Raw genomic sequence first — 17,518 nt, 5'->3', positions numbered from 1 at the left:
GGGCCCAAAACGCCACGACCGGCGTAACATTCAGTTGGGAGGACTGTCTTGACCGCACACGGCCTGATCGATACGACGGAGATGTACCTCCGCACGATTTACGAGCTCGAGGAGGAGGGCATCGTCCCCCTTCGCGCGCGCATCGCCGAGCGGCTGCAGCAGAGCGGCCCCACGGTGAGCCAGACCGTCGCGCGCATGGAGCGTGACGGCCTCGTCCGGGTGGAGGGCGACCGGCACTTGTCGATGACGGAGCTCGGCCGTCAGCTCGCCACGCGGGTGATGCGCAAGCACCGGCTCGCGGAGTGCCTGTTGACCCAGGTGATCGGACTTCCCTGGGAAGAGGTGCACATCGAGGCCTGCCGCTGGGAGCACGTCATGTCGGAGTCCGTGGAGGCGCGGCTGGTCACGTTGCTGGACAACCCAACGGTGTGCCCGCACGGCAACCCGATCCCCGGGCTCGCCGAGCTGGGCGCGAAGGAGGCAGACGCCGGCACCAATCAGCTGACCTCCATGAGCGACCTGGCAGGGCCGAGAGATATACCCGTCGTGGTCCGGCGAATTAGCGAACAAGTGCAAAGTGATCCCGCTGTGATGCTTAAACTCAAGCAAGTTGGGATACAACCCGGACGCGAGGTCACGCTCGCGGCGAGCGACGACGGTGTGCGGGTGACAGGTGACGGTGACGCGAACGACACTCCCGCGGAGCTTCCGCGCGATGTTGCCGCGCACGTTTTTGTCTCCAAGCGCTGACGCGCGCGCAGCTGCTTGGTTGAATCCCTCCTGGGAGACCCTCCACTCCCCCCTGGCCAAGACTGTTGCAGGAGCGCTCGTGGTTCGCTTTGCATGCTCGCCACCCCGAGGAGTGGTCTCCGGATGAAGCGTTGGGGGGATCTGTCACAAGATGCGGCTGATCACCTTGCTGCCGGATCCGTGCTAGACCACGCGGAAATGGCGGTGGTCGTCACCGACCGTTTCAGCAACCTCCTCTACTGGAACCCGTTCGCCGAGAAGCTCTTCGGCCGTCCGGGCGGCGCGCCCACCCGGGGCACGTCCGTCCTGTCCCTCGGAATCATGGAGCGGGACCACCCGCTGGCGGTCGAGCTGGCCAAGCACGTGCTCAAGGGCGGTGTGTGGGAGGGCACGTTCGACATCAAGCGCGGCGACGGCACCATCGTCTACGTCCGCGCCCAGGCCGTGCCGTTGCGCCACCCCTCGGGATCGGTGACGGGCATCGTCATCGTGGCCCGCGAGGCGCTGCGCAGCAACGAGCGGGAAAAGGACCGTTTCGGGCTGCTCGAGCGCATCGGCGAGCGGCTGGCCGGCTCGCTCTACGTCGAGGAGACGCTCAAGCGCGTCGCCGAGATGCTCGTCCCGCAGTTCGCCGACCACTGCTTCATCGAGCTGATGGAGGGTGACCGGCTCGTCCGCCGGGTCTCACAACACGTGCAGGGGTGGACGCCGCCGTCGGGCACATGGAAGCCGGTGGGCGCGGAGATCCGCTACCCCTCCGGCCACTACGCGGACACGGCGCTGCGCCGCCAGGAGACCATCCTCGTCGAGGACTTCTCCAGCAGCAACTACCCGTCCCCACACGACGACAGCGCGCGGCTGTGCGGCGAGATCGGCATGACCTCGGCCATCGTCGCCCCCTTGCTGGTGCGCGGTGAGACCCTCGGCCTGATGTACCTCGGCCTGTCCAACCTCACCGACCGCCACAGCCCCCACTACGACGCGTTCGACCGCGACTTCGTGGGCGCCATCGCCACCAGGGTCGCGCTCGCGATCGACAACGCGCTGCTGTTCGAGGAGGAGCGGCACACCGCCGAATCGTTTCAGAAATACCTGCTGCCCAGGGCGCTGCCGCAGCTCGACGGCCTGGAGATCGCGGTGCGCTACTACCCCGCGGCGCCGCTGGCCTCCCACGGGCAGGGCATCCAGACTCAGGTCGGCGGCGACTGGTACGACGTGATCCCGCTGTCCGCGGGTCGCGTCGGCATCGTGATCGGCGACGTCGAGGGCCGGGGCGCCAAGGCGGCGGCCATCATGGGCCAGCTGCGGGCCGCGCTGCGGGCCTTCGCGCAGGACGACAAGTCGCCCGCCGACATCCTGGCTCGGCTCGACGAGTGGACCCGCATCATCGCCACCCCCGAGCAGGACGACAACGGCGCCGACGTCAGCATCCCGCCCATCGTGACCTGCCAATACCTGGTCTACGACGCCTGGTCCAGGCAGCTGTCCTTCGCCAACGCGGGGCACGCCCCGCCGCTGCTGCTGGTCGACGGCCAGTGCGTGGAGCTGGACATCGAGGAGGTCGGCCAGCCGCTCGGCGTACGCGCCAAGGGCATGCACGCCGACCTGGTCTACAAGGAGGAGACCCGCACGCTCCCGCCGGGCGCGGCGCTGCTCCTGTACACCGACGGCCTGGTCGACCGCCGTCCCGGCCGCGACGGCAGGATGCCGAGCGAGGAGGAGACGCTCGGCGTGCTCTGCGACAAGCTGGCCAAGATGGCCGACGCCGACGTCGAGCGCATCGCCGACGCCGCCACGGTCGCGGTGCCCGGCGAGATCGACGACGACATGGCGATCCTGGTCGTGCGCTCCAGCGATGTGGATCTCGACGTCGAGGAGCGGACGTTCCCCGCACAGCCGATCATGGTCGGCGAGGCGCGCCGGATGGCCTCGGAGGCGTTCGCGAGCTGGAACGTGCCCGAGGAGCGGGCCGAGCTGGCCTGCCTGCTGGTCTCCGAAGTCGTGACGAACGTGGTCCTGCACGCCGCCAGCGCCAGCGTGCCGCGCAGGGAGCTGGTCGTGGAGGGCCCGCCGCTGCCGTTCGAGGAGTCCTGGGACATGCCGGGCTTCGAGGACGAAGTGGTCGGCGACAAGGAGTTCATCCTGCGGCTGCGCAGGGGCGAGGAGTCGGTCTGGGTCGAGGTGTTCGACCAGGACCTGCGCCTGCCACGGATCCGCAGCGCGGGGGAGAACGACGAGGGCGGGCGCGGCCTCTACCTCGTCGACCAACTGGCCAGGCGCTGGGGCTCGCGACCCACCAGGGAAGGCAAAGCCGTCTGGTTCGAGATTCCCACGCGCGGCCGATGAGTGATTCACTGGCGGCATGGAGCTGGCCTTCGAACGGCGTGGCGCCGGTCCGCCGCTGATCCTCGTCCACGGCATCGGCCACCACTGGCAGGCCTGGACGCCGGTGCTGGACCGCCTGGCCGCCTCCCGTACCGTGATCGCGATCGACCTGCCCGGGTTCGGGGCGTCGCGAGGGCTGCCTGACGGCACGCCGTACACCGCGGAGTCGCTGGCCGACGCGGTCGAGTCGTTCTGCGCGTTGCTCGGCATCCGCGAGCCGCACGTGGCGGGCAACTCGCTCGGCGGCTACATCGCGCTGGAGCTGGCCGCGCGCGGGGTCGTACGCACGGCCACGGCGTTGTCGCCCGCCGGCTTCTGGTCCCGATCCGAGCTGCTCTACTGCCAGACCGTGCTGCGCGCGTTGCGGGCCACCGCGCGGGCGATGCCGCCCGAGCAGGCCGTCAGGACGGCGGAGAGCCCGCTCCTGCGTGCTCTGTCCACCGGCGTGCTGGTCGCCCACCCGTCCAGGATGGAGCCGGCCGCGCTGATCGCCGCCACGCGGGCGCTGGCCGAGTCGAGCGGCTTCGACGAGACGCTGGAGTCGTTCGCCGGAGTGATGCCGCCCGCGCCGCCCAAGTCGCCGATCACGATCGCCTGGGGCGAGCACGACCGCCTGCTGCTGCGCCGCCAGGCCGTACGCGCGGCCCGGTGGTCGGGGCAGCGGGTCAAGCTGCTGAAGGGCTGCGGGCACGTGCCGATGAGCGATGACCCGGAGCTGGTGGCCCGCGTCCTCCTGGAGGCCTCGGCTTCATGAGGCCACCGGCGCCGTGAGGTTGTCGGCCATGCGGCGAAGCACGTCCACGGTCGTCCGATATTCCTCCGGGGTCACGCCCGCGCCCGCCTGCCGCCTGAACCGGCCCACCCGCTCGGCGATCTCCACGTGCGCGGCCCTCCCTGCCTCGGTGATCCGGCCGTCCGCCAGCCATCCCCGGGCAGTGAGCTGCGCCACCGCCTCCTCCACCCCGGTGAACGGCGCCAGCTCGTCCGGCTGGGCTCCATGCGCGGCGGTATTGAGCACCTGCCACTCGCGCCGGGACATCTGCAGCGCGTCGTCCATGGCGCTTTCCAGCACCGTGTCCAGATTCTTCACCCAATAGCCAATGTGCTTCTCCATGCATGTACAATAACAACTATATGTATAAAGACAAGGAAATTGTGGCGATCGAGCGGGCGATGGTCGCCATCAGGCGCAGGCAGAGCAGGCGGGTGCTGGCGAAGGCCCAAGGTGCCGGACCCGAGTACGACGTGCTGGACGTGATCGAAGGCGCCCGCGAGCCCGTCACCGTGACCGCCGTCGCGCAGGCGTTGAGCGTGGACCAGCCGCGGGCCAGCCGGCTGGTGGCCGCGGCCGTGGAGGCGGGTCTGGTCAGGCGCGAGGCCGACCAGGCGGACGGGCGCAGGTCGCACCTGGCGCTGACGGACGAGGGGAGTGCCGCGCTGGAGCACGCCCACCGCGCCCGGCAGGCGGCGTTCGCGGCGGCGATGGAGGGCTGGTCGGCGGCCGAGCGCGCCGAGTTCGCCCGCCTGCTCACCCGCTTCGTCGACGCGATCGCCTAGATCCTGGCCTGGGCCCTAGACCTTGGTCTGGCCCCAGACGAGCAGCATGGCGATGATGAACACGATCATCACGCCGGCATAGCCCACGGGACCCAGGCGGAACGCCCGGCGCACACGATTGAGCCCCCAGGCGACCAGCAGCGCCAGGAAGACCAGAAGGATCAGGCCGCTGTCCATCGGGGTCGCGCGGAGGGGCTCGCCTGCTTCGGGCGGCGGGGAATCCGCGCTCCCTCCCTTCGGATTTTGTCGGTGCTGGTCGGTACGGTTTGATCAAGCGTGAAAGGCCCAGGGAGGTGGGCGTGCGTAGGTCGTACAAGTTCTTGCTGCGGCCCAGCGATCAATCGGCAGAGATGAAGGGAATTCGCGCCGACGACCCAGGCGGGCAGGGACGGTGGTCGTTCTCCTCCCAGCAAGCCACGCTCCGCCGCCTGGATAAGGCGTTCACGGCGTTCTTCCGGCGGATCGGTCGGGGACGCACGCCCGGTTTCCCTCGTTTCAAGGGGCGAGGCTGGTTTGACACGGTGGAGTGGCCCAAGGATGGTGACGGCTGCCGATGGGACTCTCAGCCAGCGCACCCGACAACGACGTTTGTTCGCCTTCAGGATGTGGGTCACGGACGTGTCCACCAGCACCGCCCTATCAAGGGCCGAGTGAAGACGATCAGTGTGAAGCGGGAGGGCGTTCGCTGGTACGTCGTGCTGTCGTGTGATGAGGTGCCTGCCGATACCTTGCCTGCGACTGGCGCGATGGCCGGGATTGACATGGGCGTGGCCTCGCTTGTCACCACTAGCGATGGCAACCACCTGGTCAACCCGCGCCACCTGGCCAAGACCGCTGACCGTCTTGCGACGGCCCAACGAGACCTTGCCCGTAAGACACGAGGCAGCAAGCGCCGCGTCAAGGCCGTCGCACGGGTTGCCCGACTGCATGCGAAGGTGCGCCGTCAGCGTTTGGACGGCACTCACAAAGCCACGCTCTCGCTGGTTCGCGCCTACGACGTGATTGTGCACGAGGCCTTGCACGTCGCGAACATGACTAGGCGAGCTGCGCCCCAGCCTGATGGCCAGAGTGGATTCCTGCCTAATCGCGCATCCGCCAAATCCGGCCTGAATCGTTCGATCCTCGATGCGGGTTGGGGGGTGTTCCTGACGGTCCTCGCGCACAAGGCTGAAAGCGCCGGTCGAGAGTTGATCGCAGTGAACCCCGCCAACACCTCCCGCATCTGTGCCCGCTGCGGACACAGCGCGAAGGAGAACCGCATCAGCCAAGCCGCGTTCCGATGCACCGCCTGCGGTCATGCGACGCACGCCGACGTCAATGCGGCGATCAACGTTCTCAGGGCAGGGCTTGCCCTTCGCGACGCTGCGGGTGCGGCTTAGCGAGAAGCCGCTCCCCTCAGGGAGCGGAGGAGTCACGCTGTCCAGTATGCGGTGTCGCCCGCTTGCCCGCGCGCCAGGAATCAGAACCCGAATGACCGGCCGATGATCTCCTTCATGATCTCGGTGGTGCCGCCGTAGATGGTCTGGACGCGGCTGTCCAGCCACGCCTTGGCGACCGGGTACTCCGTCATGTAGCCGTACCCGCCGTGGAGCTGGACGCAGCGGTCGATGACCTTGGTCTGCAGCTCGGTCGTCCACCACTTGGCCTTGGCCGCGTCCACCGCGCTGAGCTGCTTGGCGTTGAGCGCCACGATGCACTTGTCGACGTAGTGGCGGGCGATCTCGGTCTCGGTGGCCAGCTCGGCCAGGACGAACCGGGTGTTCTGGAACGAGCCGATGCTGCGGCCGAAGGCCTGGCGGGTCTTGCAGTACTCGATGGTCTGCTCCAGGACGGACTCCGCCGCGGCCACCGCTGCCACGGCGATCGACAGGCGTTCCTGGGGAAGGTTGTGCATGAGCTGGAAGAAACCTTCGCCGTCGTTCGGGCCGAGCCGGTTGGCGACGGGCACGCGGACGTTCTCGAAGAACAACTCGGCGGTGTCCTGTGCCTTCATGCCGACCTTGTCGAGGTTCCGGCCCCGGCCGAACCCCTCCATGCCCCGCTCCACGACGATCAGCGTCGTCCCCCTGGCCCCCGCCTCCGGGTCGGTCTTGGCCACCACGACCACGAGGTCGGCGTTGATGCCGTTGGTGATGAACGTCTTCTGACCGTTGACGACGTAGTGGTCGCCTTCGCGGATGGCCGTGGTCCTGATGCCCTGCAGGTCGCTGCCCGCGCCCGGCTCGCTCATCGCGATCGCGGTGATCAGCTCCCCGCCGGCGAATCCGGGCAACCACCGCTGCTTCTGCTCGTCGTTGGTCAGATCCACCACGTACGGGGCCATGACGTCGTTGTGCAACGAGAAGCCGAGCCCGGTCGCGCCGTGCCGCATGATCTCCTCGACGATCACGGTGTTGTACCGGAAATCCGTGACGCCGGCGCCGCCGTACTCCTCGGGGACCGAGAAGCCGAACATGCCGAGCTCGCCGGCCTTCTTCCACACCTCGCGCGGGACGATGCCGTCCTTCTCCCACTGCGCGTGGTGCGGCACGACCTCGCGAGCCATGAACTCGCGCACCGTGTCCCTGAAGAGCAGGTGTTCCTCGTCGAAGAGGTCTCGTTCCATTCTCGCCTCCCGAACAGGATTCTGTTGCTGGACACGTCTTTATCACAAGTGTTGGAAGATGCCGGATTCAGCATGTGTTGCAGGTGTTTTCGACTCTAAGATCTACCCTCGGTCTATTTGTGGTGATCGGAGTCTCCCGTGAGTCGGTGGCGCAAGGCGTTGATCGCCGCATCGGTGGGCGTGGCCGCGTCAGCGGCGTTCGTGATGACGCCCGCGGACGCGCAGTCGTTCAATCTCGTGGTCGGGTACAGGTGCACGGGCGGCATCGCCGGCAACGGACCCGTGACGCTCGAGGCGCGCGTGAACATCCCGACCGCGGTGCAGGTCGGCGGATCGATGAATCTCGCGTGGACGCTGCGGTACACCGGCAACCGCCGGTTCATGTCGCCGGACTACTACGAGGCGGGGGCCCTGACCTCCGTCCGCGCCAACATGGAGCTCAACGGCGCGTGGAACGGCATACTGACGGCCGACGGCACCAGGGCGCAGGCCGCGCTGCAGCCCAACGTCCGGGTCGAGACGCCGGAAGGGCTGAGCTCTTCCGCCCATCTCACCGAAGAAGGAGTGATCCAGCTCCGTCCCCGGGGCATGACCGTGGACTTCCTCCCGCCGGAGGGTGTGACCGTGGTCAACAACGACAAGCTGGATCGCGTGTCGTACTCGGGCTCCTGGGCGCATGACTCGTCGACTCGGGAGGAGTACCACGACTACCTCCGGGACGTCCACACCCTCACCAACCCCGGCGTTGGGGACAGTGCGAGCATCACGTTCCGTGGCACCGGGTTCGAGTACATCGGCCGCCGCATGCCCGACGTGAGCAGGGTGCGGGTGACCGTGGACGACGACACTTCTGGCGAAGTCGATCCCACGAAGACCACGAGTGGCCAGCCGACGAACGCCATCGAGGGGAACCAGTCCCTCTGGAAGCGGACCGACCTTGATTACGGCGAGCACACGGTCACGATCGAGGCCTTGGACAACGCCCCCATCCACCTGGACGCGTTCAAACTGCACACCAGGTCCATGATCGAGCCGCCGACGCTGCACCGGAGCACGTGCGTGGTGACCAGCGCGCCGGACGTCGTCGAGATCGTCGTCGGCGGGACGAGCACGCCGACGTCCAGCCCGACCTGGACGCCGACGACCGACCCCACGAGCACTGGGACTCCCACCAACGGGACCAGCCCCTCGAACACTCCCACCACGGGCACGCCGAACCCCACCTCGCAGTACACCCATCCTGGGGTCGTGGTCGTCGTCCCCGGGGTCGTGAGTACCGCGACACCGACCACCAGCACCACGACGTCCGTGAAGCCGACGGCGACGAAGTATGTGAGGCCGCAGGTCGCCAAGACCCCCAAGGGGGGAGTGGAGACCGGTGAGGCGCCCGATCCGCCCATGGATACGGGAGCGTACGGACTGATCGCGAGCGGATCCGTGATGATCATGGGTAGTGCGGCCGGAGGCCTGCTGTTCTGGCGCCGTCGCGCCGCGCACGCCGGAGGTGTGAAGTAATGACCGAGCAGCAGCAGCAGAAGTCGCCGCTCAACAAGGCGCTGCCGGGCCTGCTGATCGCCGGTTCGCTGGCCGGGGTGGGCGCTGTCATGGTGGGCCTGCTCTCCCTCGCGCCCCCGGTGGACGACGGCTCAGGACCTGGCCTCGCGGCCATGGAGGAGCCGGGTGCGGTCCAGATCGAGAACGCGGGCGCGTTCGTCCTGCCGCCGACCGTCGGCCCCGGCGGTCAGTCCGGGCTCACCCCGGCCCGCCTCGACGCCCCGCCGCCGCTCGCCGCCGTGCCGACCGTGGCCCCGATCCCGGTGCCCAAGACCAAGGCCGCCAAGGTCAAGGCCAAGCCGTCCCGCATCAAGATCCCCAAGATCAAGGTGAATGCGCCGGTGGGGCCGGTCACGGTGGACATCAAGGGCAACCTGGGGACCCCGCCGCTGTCCAAGCGGAACCAGACCGGCTGGTACCGCTTCTCGCCGGCCCCCGGTGAGGCGGGGCCCTCGATCATCAACGGCCACGTCAGCACTCGCCAGGGCGCCGCTGTTTTCGCCCGCCTGTCGGAGCTGGTCAAGGGTGACCAGATCTACGTGTACCGGTCGGACGGCAAGGTTGTCCGGTACACCGTGAGCGGGATCGAGCAGGTGAGCAAGTCGACGTTCCCGACGAAGCGGGTGTACGGCAACACCGGTGGAGCCGAGCTCAGACTCATCACCTGTGGTGGTGTCTTCAACAAGGGGGCGCACAGCTACAAGGACAACGTCATCGTGTACGCGACGTTGTCCAAGAAGAAGACGTGACGAGATGGCTGTGGCCGATTTGGCGGTTTACGGGAAGTTGACAGGGTCAGTTCGTATGATCTCAACCTAACCGTGACAATCGGCTGGGATTCTGGCACGACTGTTGATACTGCGCTGTATTGGAGATGGAAGTGCAGACGTCCAAGGCGCGGCGCCGCCTCGCCCTCAAGACATCCGCTTTGGCCGTCCTAGGCGCAGGGATCTTCGGCGGGCTACCTGTGGTGGCTGCTATCGCGGCCCCGGTGCCCGTGGTCTACGCCTGCACGGGCGCGGCGCCAGCAGGCGGGGCAATCCCCACCACGACCGTCACCTTCTCCATGGAGGTGAAAACTCCGGCCTCGCGTCCGAGCCCCAGCTCGACAGCGACCCTTACGTGGGAGATCATCCAGCCAGCGGCCAGTCCCTTGCTGGCGACGGCTTCGATCAGTCCGAGCAGCATTGTGACGGCGGCGGGAACCGTCAGCCCCAGCGGCGCACCGGTGGCTTCCGCGCAGGTGGTGGCGACCGGTACAGCCGCGCCTGCGACGGCCATCACGTCGGGTGCTCCCTTGCCCATCCCCACGATGACCATGGTGGTCACACCGACTGCGAGCGGGACGGTCGTTTTCAAGGGTGAAGGCTTCGCGGTCCAGGTCAATGGCGCGAGCTACAACTGTCAGCCGACAGCTTCCGGTGCCGGCCCCGCCGCCACCCTGGTCGTCGGCACCGGCACGAGCACCGCCACCGGCACAAATACCCCAACCACCTCCAACACGCCGAGCACCACGCCGCCGACTTCGAGCACCCCCAGGAACACCAGGACCACCACCGCCACGGTGACCATTACCCCGTCCGAGAACACCAACAAGTCCAAGACCCCCAAGGCAGGCGCGGACACCGGGGCGGGCGGCGAGATGGGCCCCGACGGGCGGATGTTCATTCTGACCGGCACCGCGCTGGTCGCCGCCGCGGCCGTGGGCGGTCTGGTCATGCGACGCCGTAACGCGACCAGGGGCTGACTGAAGTGTCTGGGTACTACCCGTACGGGGGCGGCCAGGCGGCACCGCCCCCACCCGAGGACAAGGGGGGCACGGCGCTCAGGACCGTGCTGATCGTGGCCGTCGTCGCCGGCGTCGTCACCGTGGTGGCCGGGCTGCTGATCGTGCTCCGCTCCCCGGACGAGTACGGCCTCCAGTCCAGCAGGGACAGCCTGGCGCTGCAGTCGCAGCCGAACGGCAGCGGCAAGCCGGAGCAGGCGCTGTTCCAGGCGGCCCCCGACGTGCCGCCGCCGCTGCCGCAGATCACCCCGGCCCCGGCGATGATGCCGTCCACCCCCGTCCGGATCGTGATCAAGCGGCTGGGGATCAACGCGCCGATCAAGGCCGTCGGCCTGGCCAAGGACGGGACGATCCAGGTGCCGCCGCCGGACAACCCCAACCTGGTGGGCTGGTACCGGAACATGTCCACCCCGGGCCAGGCGGGTCCCGCCGTGCTGCTCGGGCACAAGGACACCAGGACGCGCAGCGCGGTGTTCAGCGCGTTGTTCCAGATCAAGAACGGTGACACCATCGAGGTCAAGCGCCAGGACAGGACCACGGCGGTCTTCACCGTGGGTGGCGTGGAGCAGGCGAACAAGAAGACGTTCCCGACCCAGCGGGTCTACGGGCCGCAGGACAACGCCCAGCTTCACCTGATCACCTGTGGCGGGACCTACGACCGGCGTACCGGGCACTACACCGACAACATCATCGTCTACGCGACGATGACGAGCTCCTATCGAAGCTGAGCGCGGAGGCGGACATGGGCTGGATGGCGAAGCGGAGACTGCGTACTGGGCCCACGGCGGCATTGCCGGCCAAACCTGATCCGGCCGAGCTGCTACGCATCGTCCAGCTCGCCGACCCGGGTGCCAGGAAGGACGGCGACGACATCGTCGCCACCGACGTCCGGATCTGCGCGCCCGTGGAGGCGGACACCGACCTGACGGGCGGTGAGCTGGAGAAGGTCTGGGCGGTCCGGGTGGCCGCGGAAGGGCCGCTGCCGCTGGACTTCTTCGACCGCTACCTGGCCGAGGGCATCGCCTTCAGGCTCAAGGGGCTCGCGGTCTGCCGCGGCGAGGTGAGCGATCCGGCCGACGAGGAGAACGCGGGTCCCGCGGTCATCCTCCCGGTACGTCCCACCGCGGAGGAGCTGGCGCCGCTGCTGGAGCCGCAGGAGGACGACGAGTTCACGTTCACCGCCGGCGACATCAAGGCCGTGCTGGTCCCGCAGAAGGGCCAGCCTCCGGCCGTACAGGAGCTGCTGCCCTTCGCTACGGAGCTCACCGCGATCGAGTTGCGCGGCGACGAGCAGGTCAAGCTGGGGACGTTGGCGCTGGAGCTGTCCGAGGCGCTGAACGGCCTGGTCGTGGACCGTTGGCGGTTCAGGGTGGACTCGGCGGAGGATCTTCTGCCTCCGGCGTGAGCAGCGCCCGAACGTCGTTCTGTTGTAGTCTGCCCCTAGTAACCGAATAATGCTCGGTTCCCAGGAGGCACTGTGGCAGAGGCGTACATCGTCGGGGCGGTCCGCACCCCGGTCGGAAAAAAGAAGGGCGGCCTTTCCACCGTCCACCCCACTGACCTGGCCGCGCACACGCTGAAGGCGCTGATCGACCGCACGGGCGTCGACCCCGCGGCGGTCGAGGACGTCATCATGGGGTGCGTCATGCAGTTCGGCCCCCAGAGCATGGACATCGCCCGCAACGCCTGGCTGTCGGCCGGTCTGCCGGAGACGACCGCCGGCGTCACGATCGACCGGCAGTGCGGCTCCTCGCAGCAGTCGATCCACTTCGCCGCGCAGGGCGTCATGTCCGGCACCCAGGACCTGGTCGTGGCCGGCGGCGTCGAGTCGATGAGTATCGTGCCCATGGGCTCCTCGATCACGGCCGCCCTGGAGAAGGGCATGCCGTTCCCGTTCGGCGACAAGTGGGTCGAACGGTACGGCAAGCAGGAGATCTCGCAGTTCCGCGGCGCGGAGCTGATGTGCGAGAAGTGGGGCTACACGCGGGAGGTGCTGGAGCAGTTCGCCCTCGAGTCCCACCAGCGAGCCGCCAAGGCGATCGCGAACGGCCACTTCAAGGACCAGATCGAGCCGATCAACGGCGTCGAGGACGACGAGGGCCCGCGTGCGGACACGACGCTGGAGAAGATGGCCTCGCTGAAGACGCTTAAGGAGGGCGGCCAGATCACCGCCGCCACGTCCTCGCAGATCTCCGACGGCTCGGGCGCGGTGCTGATCGCCTCCGAACAGGCTGTCAGGGACCACGGGCTGACGCCGCGCGCCCGGATTCACCAGCTCGCGCTCATGGGCGACGACCCCATCTATATGCTGACCGCGCCGATCCCCGCCACACGGCGGGCGCTCGAGAAGTCCGGCCTGTCGATCGGCGACATCGACGTCGTGGAGATCAACGAGGCGTTCGCGCCGGTGCCGCTGGCGTGGACGCACGAGCTCGGCGCCGACCCCGCCAAGGTCAACCCCAACGGCGGCGCCATCGCGCTGGGCCACCCGCTCGGCGGCACGGGCGCGATCCTCATGACCAAGCTCCTGCACGAACTGGAGCGCACGGGCGGCCGCTACGGGCTGCAGACGATGTGCGAGGGCGGCGGCCAGGCCAACGTCACGATCATCGAAAGACTGTGAGGGGATGCGAGCGCCGCCTCCGGGCGTAAGAAGGGAGGCGGCGCTCGCGCTAACTACCCATCCAGGTAGTGGTCTCAGCGGCCCTTGGACGGGATGCGCCGGGGCGGCGCGATCGGACGCTGCGGCATCCGGGGCATCTGTCTGGGCCCGGGCGGAAGCTCCCGCCCGGGGAAGGCCGGGGTCTTCTTGCCCTTTTTGGCTGCGCGAACTCGCATGAGAAGCTCCTTTACGTAAGTCACGACGCGGCACACGAAAGGCCGGTCGACATGCTCAGCTGCCGCGTCTGGACGGTCGGACGGGACGCACTGAAGCTGCGAATTACTGGTAAAGGCGCATGTCCATGACAGTACGGGGCATCCGGAACCCCCCGCAACCGAATTAAAGGTCGGCGAAAACGTCAGGTCTCCGGGAGGCGGGTCGGGACGGCCTTCTGGACCTGCTGGAAGACCACCGAGGTGCGGAAGCCGACGATCTCCTTGCGCTTGCTCAGCTTGTCCAGCAGGAACGAGTGCAGGGCGTCCAGGTCCTGGACGGCGACGTGCAGCAGGAAGTCGTCCCCGCCCGCGAGCACGAACACGCTGAGCACCTCGGGCATCTCCGCGGCGGACGACTTGAACGCGTTGATCACCGCCCGGCTGAGCGGCCGTACCTGGACCGAGACCATGGCCTGCACACCGCGATTGAGCGCGGCCGGGTCGATGTCGGCGTGGTAGCCACGGATGACGCCGCGGCGGGTGAGCGATCGGACCCGCTCCAGACAGGTCGAGGGTGCGATGCCGAGTTGTCGAGCGAGCTCCCGGTTGGACTGCCGCGCATCCGTTTGGAGCAGCCGCACGATGGCCGAATCAAGTTCATCCATGTAGGGATATTTGCACGTCTGTCCGGCCAGACGTTCGGTACGCACGCGCCTGTTTCGGTCAGATGAGTAATTTCTGGGGTTATGACACAACGGATGACCGCTGGGCAGGGGACGGCGCTGCTGGTCGGGGCGGTGCTGGGGCCGGGGATGCTGGTGCTGCCGCATCTGGCGGCGGACGCCGCGGGACCTGCCTCGGTGCTGGCCTGGGCCGGGTTACTGGCGCTGAGCGTCCCGGTCGCGCTGACCTTCGCCGCGCTCGGCGCGCGGCACCCGGACGGCGGTGGGGTGGCGAGCTTCGTCGGGCTCGCGTTCGGCCGGCGCGCCTCCGCCGTGGCCGGCTGGTGGTTCTTCGGCGCCGTCCCCATCGGCACCGTCGCCGGCGCCTTCGTGGGCGGTCAGTACGTCGAGGCGTGCCTCGGCGTCGACGGCACCCTCGCCGCCTGGCTCATCATGATCGCTGCCTTCGCCGCCAACGCGGCGGGCCTGCGGACCTCGGGTCGGCTGCAGATCGCCTTCGTCGTGCTCCTCGTCGCCCTGCTGGCCGCCGCCGTGATCAGTGCCGCGCCGCACGCCGACCTGGCCAACTTCACCCCCTTCGCCCCGTACGGTCTGGGGGGCGTGGCCGCCGCGGCCGGGGTGCTCATGTTCGCGTTCGTCGGCTGGGAGGCGGCCAGCCACCTGTCGGCCGAGTTCGCCGACCGGAGGAACGGCCTGGTCAGGGCCACGGTCGTGACGCTCGCCGTGATCGCCGTGTTGTACGTCGGGGTGTCCGTCACCTCGGTGGGCGTGCTGGGCGCGGACATGACCGGCGTGCCGCTGACCGCGATGCTGGAGATCGGCCTCGGCGGGGCCGCCCGTCCGGTGACCGGGGTGGTGGCCGTGCTGCTGACGTTCGGGGCGGTCAACACCTACATCGCCGGAGCCGCGCGGCTGGGGGCGGCTCTGGCCAGGGACGGGGCGCTGCCCGGTTGGTTCGCTGTAGGCGGGGAGCCCGGGCGCGTGCCGTACCGGAGCCTCGGGCTGCTGGCCGTGTTGTGCCTGCCCGTGCTGGTGTGGGCGGTGGATCTGGACCTGCTGATGCGGGCGACCTCGGCGTGTCTGGCCGCGGTCACGGCGGCCGGCGTGGTGGCGGCGGTGCGGATGTTGCCCGCGGGCCGGCACCGGAACACGGCCGTGGTGGGCGCGGTGATGTCGGTCGCCTCGCTCGCGTTCTGCGGGGTCTACCTGGTGCTTCCCGTCGTGCTCGCGCTCGTGGCGACCGCCGTGCGGCCGGTAGGTGCTCGCCGTCCGCTGAAAAAGGGCATATAAACGGCGAAGGGCGCCGTCAGGCGGGCACTACTCATAAGCACAGGACGGCGCAATGTCGGGAGGTGCTATGACCGAGCACGCCAAGTACGAGGAGTCCAGGGCAGTAGGCGAGCAGGCCCGCGAGAAGGACTGGGCCCTGCCGAGCTTCGCCAAGCAGCTGTTCCTCGGCGACTTCCGGCTGGATCTGGTGCATCCGGCACCCGCGCTGCCCGACGAGGCGACCAAACGCGGCGAGGAGTTCGTCCGCGCGGTGCGCCGCTACCTCGACGCGCACGTCGATCCGGCGCTCATCGAGCGGACCGGACAGGTGCCCGACGAGGTCGTCAAGGGGCTGGCGGGGCTCGGCGCGTTCGGGATCACGATCGGCGAGGAGTACGGCGGCCTCGGACTGCCGTACCTGTACTACTGCCGGGCCCTCATGCTGGTGGGCTCGTACTGCCCGGCTCTGGCGACGTTGTTGTCGGCGCACCAGTCGATCGGGGTGCCGCAGCCGCTGAAGTTGTTCGGCACGGAGGAACAGAAGCGACAATTCCTACCAAGGTGCGCGGCGGGCGAAATTTCGGCTTTTCTGCTGACCGAGCCGGACGTCGGTTCCGACCCCGCCCGCCTGGCCACGACCGCCGTCCGCGACGGCGACGACTACGTGCTCGACGGCGTCAAACTGTGGACGACGAACGGCGTCGTCGCCGACCTGCTCGTGGTCATGGCCAGGACCGGCAAGAAGATCAGTGCGTTCGTGGTCGAGGCCGACTCGCCGGGCATCACGGTCAAGCGCCGCAACAGCTTCATGGGACTGCGCGGCATCGAGAACGGCGTCACCGAATTCTCCCAGGTCAGGGTCCCCGCGAAGAACCTGATCGGGCGTGAGGGGGATGGGCTGCGGATCGCGCTCACCACGCTCAACACCGGCCGCCTGTCGCTCCCGGCCACGTGCGCGGGGAATGCCAAGTGGGCGCTGAAGATCGCCCGCGAGTGGGGCAACGCCCGCGTGCAATGGGGACACAAGATCGGCCGGCACGAGGCCGTGGCCACGAAGATCGCCTTCATCGCGGCCACCGCGTACGCGCTGGAGGCCGTCATGGAGCTCACCAGCCGCCTGGCCGACGACAAGCGCAACGACATCAGGATCGAGGCCGCGCTGGGCAAGCTCTACGCGACGGAGCTGTCCTACCAGGCGCTCGACGAGCTGGTCCAGATCAGAGGTGGCCGCGGCTACGAGACCGCCGAGTCGCTGGCCGCCCGCGGCGAGCGCGGCGTGCCCGCCGAGCAGATGCTCCGCGACTCGCGCATCAACCGCATCTTCGAGGGCTCCTCCGAGATCATGCGCCTGATGATCACCAGGGAGGCGGTGGACGCGCACCTGTCGGCCGCCGGCGAGCTGATCAACCCGGAGGCGTCCCGCCAGGAGCGCACCCAGGCGCTCAAACGGGCCAGCCGCTTCTACGCCAAATGGCTGCCCACGCTGGTGGCCGGCACCGGCAACCTGCCCACCGCGTACGCCGACTTCGGCCCGCTGGCCGCGCACCTGCGTTTCGTGGAGCGGACCAGCAGGAAGCTGGCTCGGTCCACCTTCTACGGCATGTCCCGTTGGCAGGGCAGGCTGGAGCACAAACAGTCGTTCCTGGGCAGGATCATCGACATCGGGGCCGAGCTGTTCGCCATGACCGCCGCCTGCGTCAAGGCCGAGGAGGATGCCAAGGACCTGGGACGCCGGCCCTACGAGCTGGCCGACACCTTCTGTCACCAGGCACGACGCCGCGTGGACGCACTCTTCGAACGGCTCTGGGACAACAGCGACGCCCATGACGCGCGGCTGGCCGGATACGTGCTGGAAGGCCGCTACGGCTTCGTCGAGGAGGGCATACTCGACCCGTCCATCGAGGGGCCGTGGATCGGCGCGCCGGAGGGCGGCGAGAACGTCCGGAGGAAGATCCTCTGACGTCCGGTCTAGACCGGTTATGCGCCCTTACTGGTAACAGTGTTTTCAAATCGAGACAAGCCGGTATAGACCGGCTCCTGAACGCTGGCTTACGCTGACGCAAACGCGTCGAGGCCCGCCTCGCGCGTGCCATCCCCCCAGGGCGGGCTCCG

The 17,518-nt window shown here is 68.5% G+C and carries 20 protein-coding genes; 13 read left to right on the top strand and 7 right to left on the bottom strand.

Annotation, left to right across the window (positions count from 1 at the left end):
* The first annotated feature begins 48 nt into the window (after positions 1-48).
* The 3 genes from ETD86_RS08875 to ETD86_RS08865 all read left to right on the top strand — a co-directional run bounded on the left by ETD86_RS08875 (position 49) and on the right by ETD86_RS08865 (position 3,889).
* The gene (locus ETD86_RS08875) at positions 49-750 is read left to right on the top strand and encodes an iron-dependent transcriptional repressor DtxR (protein WP_138665621.1); all 702 of its coding nucleotides are present in this window, start codon (positions 49-51) and stop codon (positions 748-750) included.
* A gap of 123 nt (positions 751-873) precedes the next feature.
* Positions 874-3,096 (top strand): ATP-binding SpoIIE family protein phosphatase, encoded by a 2,223-nt coding sequence (locus ETD86_RS08870; protein WP_138665620.1) that lies wholly within the window; start codon positions 874-876, stop codon positions 3,094-3,096.
* A gap of 16 nt (positions 3,097-3,112) precedes the next feature.
* A complete protein-coding gene (locus ETD86_RS08865) occupies positions 3,113-3,889 on the top strand; it encodes an alpha/beta fold hydrolase (RefSeq protein WP_138665619.1) in 777 nt (258 codons plus the stop codon).
* Here the strand turns inward: ETD86_RS08865 and ETD86_RS08860 are convergent.
* Complete coding sequence (locus ETD86_RS08860) at positions 3,884-4,249, bottom strand: helix-turn-helix domain-containing protein (RefSeq protein ID WP_138665618.1); 366 nt, start codon at positions 4,247-4,249, stop codon at positions 3,884-3,886. The two genes, ETD86_RS08865 and ETD86_RS08860, sit on opposite strands and share 6 nt — an antisense overlap.
* A 20-nt stretch (positions 4,250-4,269) precedes the next feature.
* Here ETD86_RS08860 and ETD86_RS08855 point away from each other — a divergent pair, with 20 nt between their 5' ends.
* Entirely contained in the window at positions 4,270-4,692 is a 423-nt protein-coding gene (locus tag ETD86_RS08855) for a MarR family winged helix-turn-helix transcriptional regulator (protein ID WP_138665617.1), read from the top strand.
* 15 nt (positions 4,693-4,707) lie between these two features.
* On the opposite strand, the gene ETD86_RS54950 is transcribed toward ETD86_RS08855, so the two are convergent.
* Positions 4,708-4,869 carry a hypothetical protein gene (locus ETD86_RS54950; protein WP_170222960.1) on the bottom strand — a complete coding sequence of 54 codons (162 nt, stop codon included), beginning with the start codon at positions 4,867-4,869 and terminating at the stop codon, positions 4,708-4,710.
* A gap of 173 nt (positions 4,870-5,042) precedes the next feature.
* On the opposite strand from ETD86_RS54950, the gene ETD86_RS08850 reads away from it, so the two are divergent.
* A complete protein-coding gene (locus tag ETD86_RS08850) occupies positions 5,043-6,071 on the top strand; it encodes an RNA-guided endonuclease InsQ/TnpB family protein (RefSeq protein WP_246147799.1) in 1,029 nt (342 codons plus the stop codon).
* A gap of 80 nt (positions 6,072-6,151) precedes the next feature.
* Here ETD86_RS08850 and ETD86_RS08845 read toward each other — a convergent pair whose 3' ends face one another.
* Entirely contained in the window at positions 6,152-7,297 is a 1,146-nt protein-coding gene (locus ETD86_RS08845; RefSeq protein ID WP_138665615.1) for an acyl-CoA dehydrogenase family protein, read from the bottom strand.
* A gap of 138 nt (positions 7,298-7,435) precedes the next feature.
* Here ETD86_RS08845 and ETD86_RS08840 point away from each other — a divergent pair, with 138 nt between their 5' ends.
* Positions 7,436-8,812 carry a hypothetical protein gene (locus ETD86_RS08840; protein ID WP_138665614.1) on the top strand — a complete coding sequence of 459 codons (1,377 nt, stop codon included), beginning with the start codon at positions 7,436-7,438 and terminating at the stop codon, positions 8,810-8,812.
* The gene (locus ETD86_RS08835; RefSeq protein ID WP_138665613.1) at positions 8,812-9,600 is read left to right on the top strand and encodes a class F sortase; all 789 of its coding nucleotides are present in this window, start codon (positions 8,812-8,814) and stop codon (positions 9,598-9,600) included. The genes ETD86_RS08840 and ETD86_RS08835 overlap by 1 nt, the downstream gene beginning before the upstream one ends.
* Before the next feature lie 253 nt (positions 9,601-9,853).
* Here the strand turns inward: ETD86_RS08835 and ETD86_RS08830 are convergent, their stop codons facing one another.
* Complete coding sequence (locus ETD86_RS08830; protein ID WP_170222959.1) at positions 9,854-10,237, bottom strand: hypothetical protein; 384 nt, start codon at positions 10,235-10,237, stop codon at positions 9,854-9,856.
* 18 nt (positions 10,238-10,255) lie between these two features.
* The gene (locus tag ETD86_RS54945; RefSeq protein WP_170222958.1) at positions 10,256-10,414 is read right to left on the bottom strand and encodes a hypothetical protein; all 159 of its coding nucleotides are present in this window, start codon (positions 10,412-10,414) and stop codon (positions 10,256-10,258) included.
* Between the two features lies 1 nt (position 10,415).
* Here ETD86_RS54945 and ETD86_RS08825 point away from each other — a divergent pair, with 1 nt between their 5' ends.
* The 4 genes from ETD86_RS08825 to ETD86_RS08810 all read left to right on the top strand — a co-directional run bounded on the left by ETD86_RS08825 (position 10,416) and on the right by ETD86_RS08810 (position 13,260).
* Entirely contained in the window at positions 10,416-10,598 is a 183-nt protein-coding gene (locus ETD86_RS08825) for a hypothetical protein (RefSeq protein WP_138665611.1), read from the top strand.
* Positions 10,599-10,603: 5 nt separating this feature from the next.
* Positions 10,604-11,365 (top strand): class F sortase, encoded by a 762-nt coding sequence (locus tag ETD86_RS08820; RefSeq protein WP_138665610.1) that lies wholly within the window; start codon positions 10,604-10,606, stop codon positions 11,363-11,365.
* A 23-nt stretch (positions 11,366-11,388) separates the two neighbouring features.
* Positions 11,389-12,042: a hypothetical protein gene (locus tag ETD86_RS08815; RefSeq protein ID WP_211369918.1), complete on the top strand. Its 654-nt coding sequence runs from the start codon at positions 11,389-11,391 to the stop codon at positions 12,040-12,042.
* Positions 12,043-12,114: 72 nt separating this feature from the next.
* The gene (locus ETD86_RS08810) at positions 12,115-13,260 is read left to right on the top strand and encodes an acetyl-CoA C-acetyltransferase (RefSeq protein ID WP_138665608.1); all 1,146 of its coding nucleotides are present in this window, start codon (positions 12,115-12,117) and stop codon (positions 13,258-13,260) included.
* 74 nt (positions 13,261-13,334) lie between these two features.
* Here the strand turns inward: ETD86_RS08810 and ETD86_RS54940 are convergent, their stop codons facing one another.
* Positions 13,335-13,475: a hypothetical protein gene (locus ETD86_RS54940; protein ID WP_170222957.1), complete on the bottom strand. Its 141-nt coding sequence runs from the start codon at positions 13,473-13,475 to the stop codon at positions 13,335-13,337.
* 182 nt (positions 13,476-13,657) lie between these two features.
* On the bottom strand, positions 13,658-14,119 hold the full coding sequence (locus ETD86_RS08805) for an Lrp/AsnC family transcriptional regulator (RefSeq protein WP_138665607.1): 462 nt from the start codon (positions 14,117-14,119) through the stop codon (positions 13,658-13,660).
* A gap of 93 nt (positions 14,120-14,212) precedes the next feature.
* Here ETD86_RS08805 and ETD86_RS08800 point away from each other — a divergent pair, with 93 nt between their 5' ends.
* Together ETD86_RS08800 and ETD86_RS08795 are read left to right on the top strand one after the other, a co-directional pair.
* Positions 14,213-15,427: an APC family permease gene (locus tag ETD86_RS08800; protein ID WP_211369917.1), complete on the top strand. Its 1,215-nt coding sequence runs from the start codon at positions 14,213-14,215 to the stop codon at positions 15,425-15,427.
* A 67-nt stretch (positions 15,428-15,494) separates the two neighbouring features.
* Complete coding sequence (locus tag ETD86_RS08795) at positions 15,495-17,366, top strand: acyl-CoA dehydrogenase family protein (protein WP_138665605.1); 1,872 nt, start codon at positions 15,495-15,497, stop codon at positions 17,364-17,366.
* Positions 17,367-17,518 lie beyond the last annotated feature (152 nt).

The sequence above is a fragment of the Nonomuraea turkmeniaca genome (genome assembly GCF_005889735.1).
In the GTDB taxonomy this organism is placed as follows: Bacteria; Actinomycetota; Actinomycetes; order Streptosporangiales; family Streptosporangiaceae; genus Nonomuraea; species Nonomuraea turkmeniaca.
This window is presented reverse-complemented; position numbering and strand designations above follow the sequence as displayed.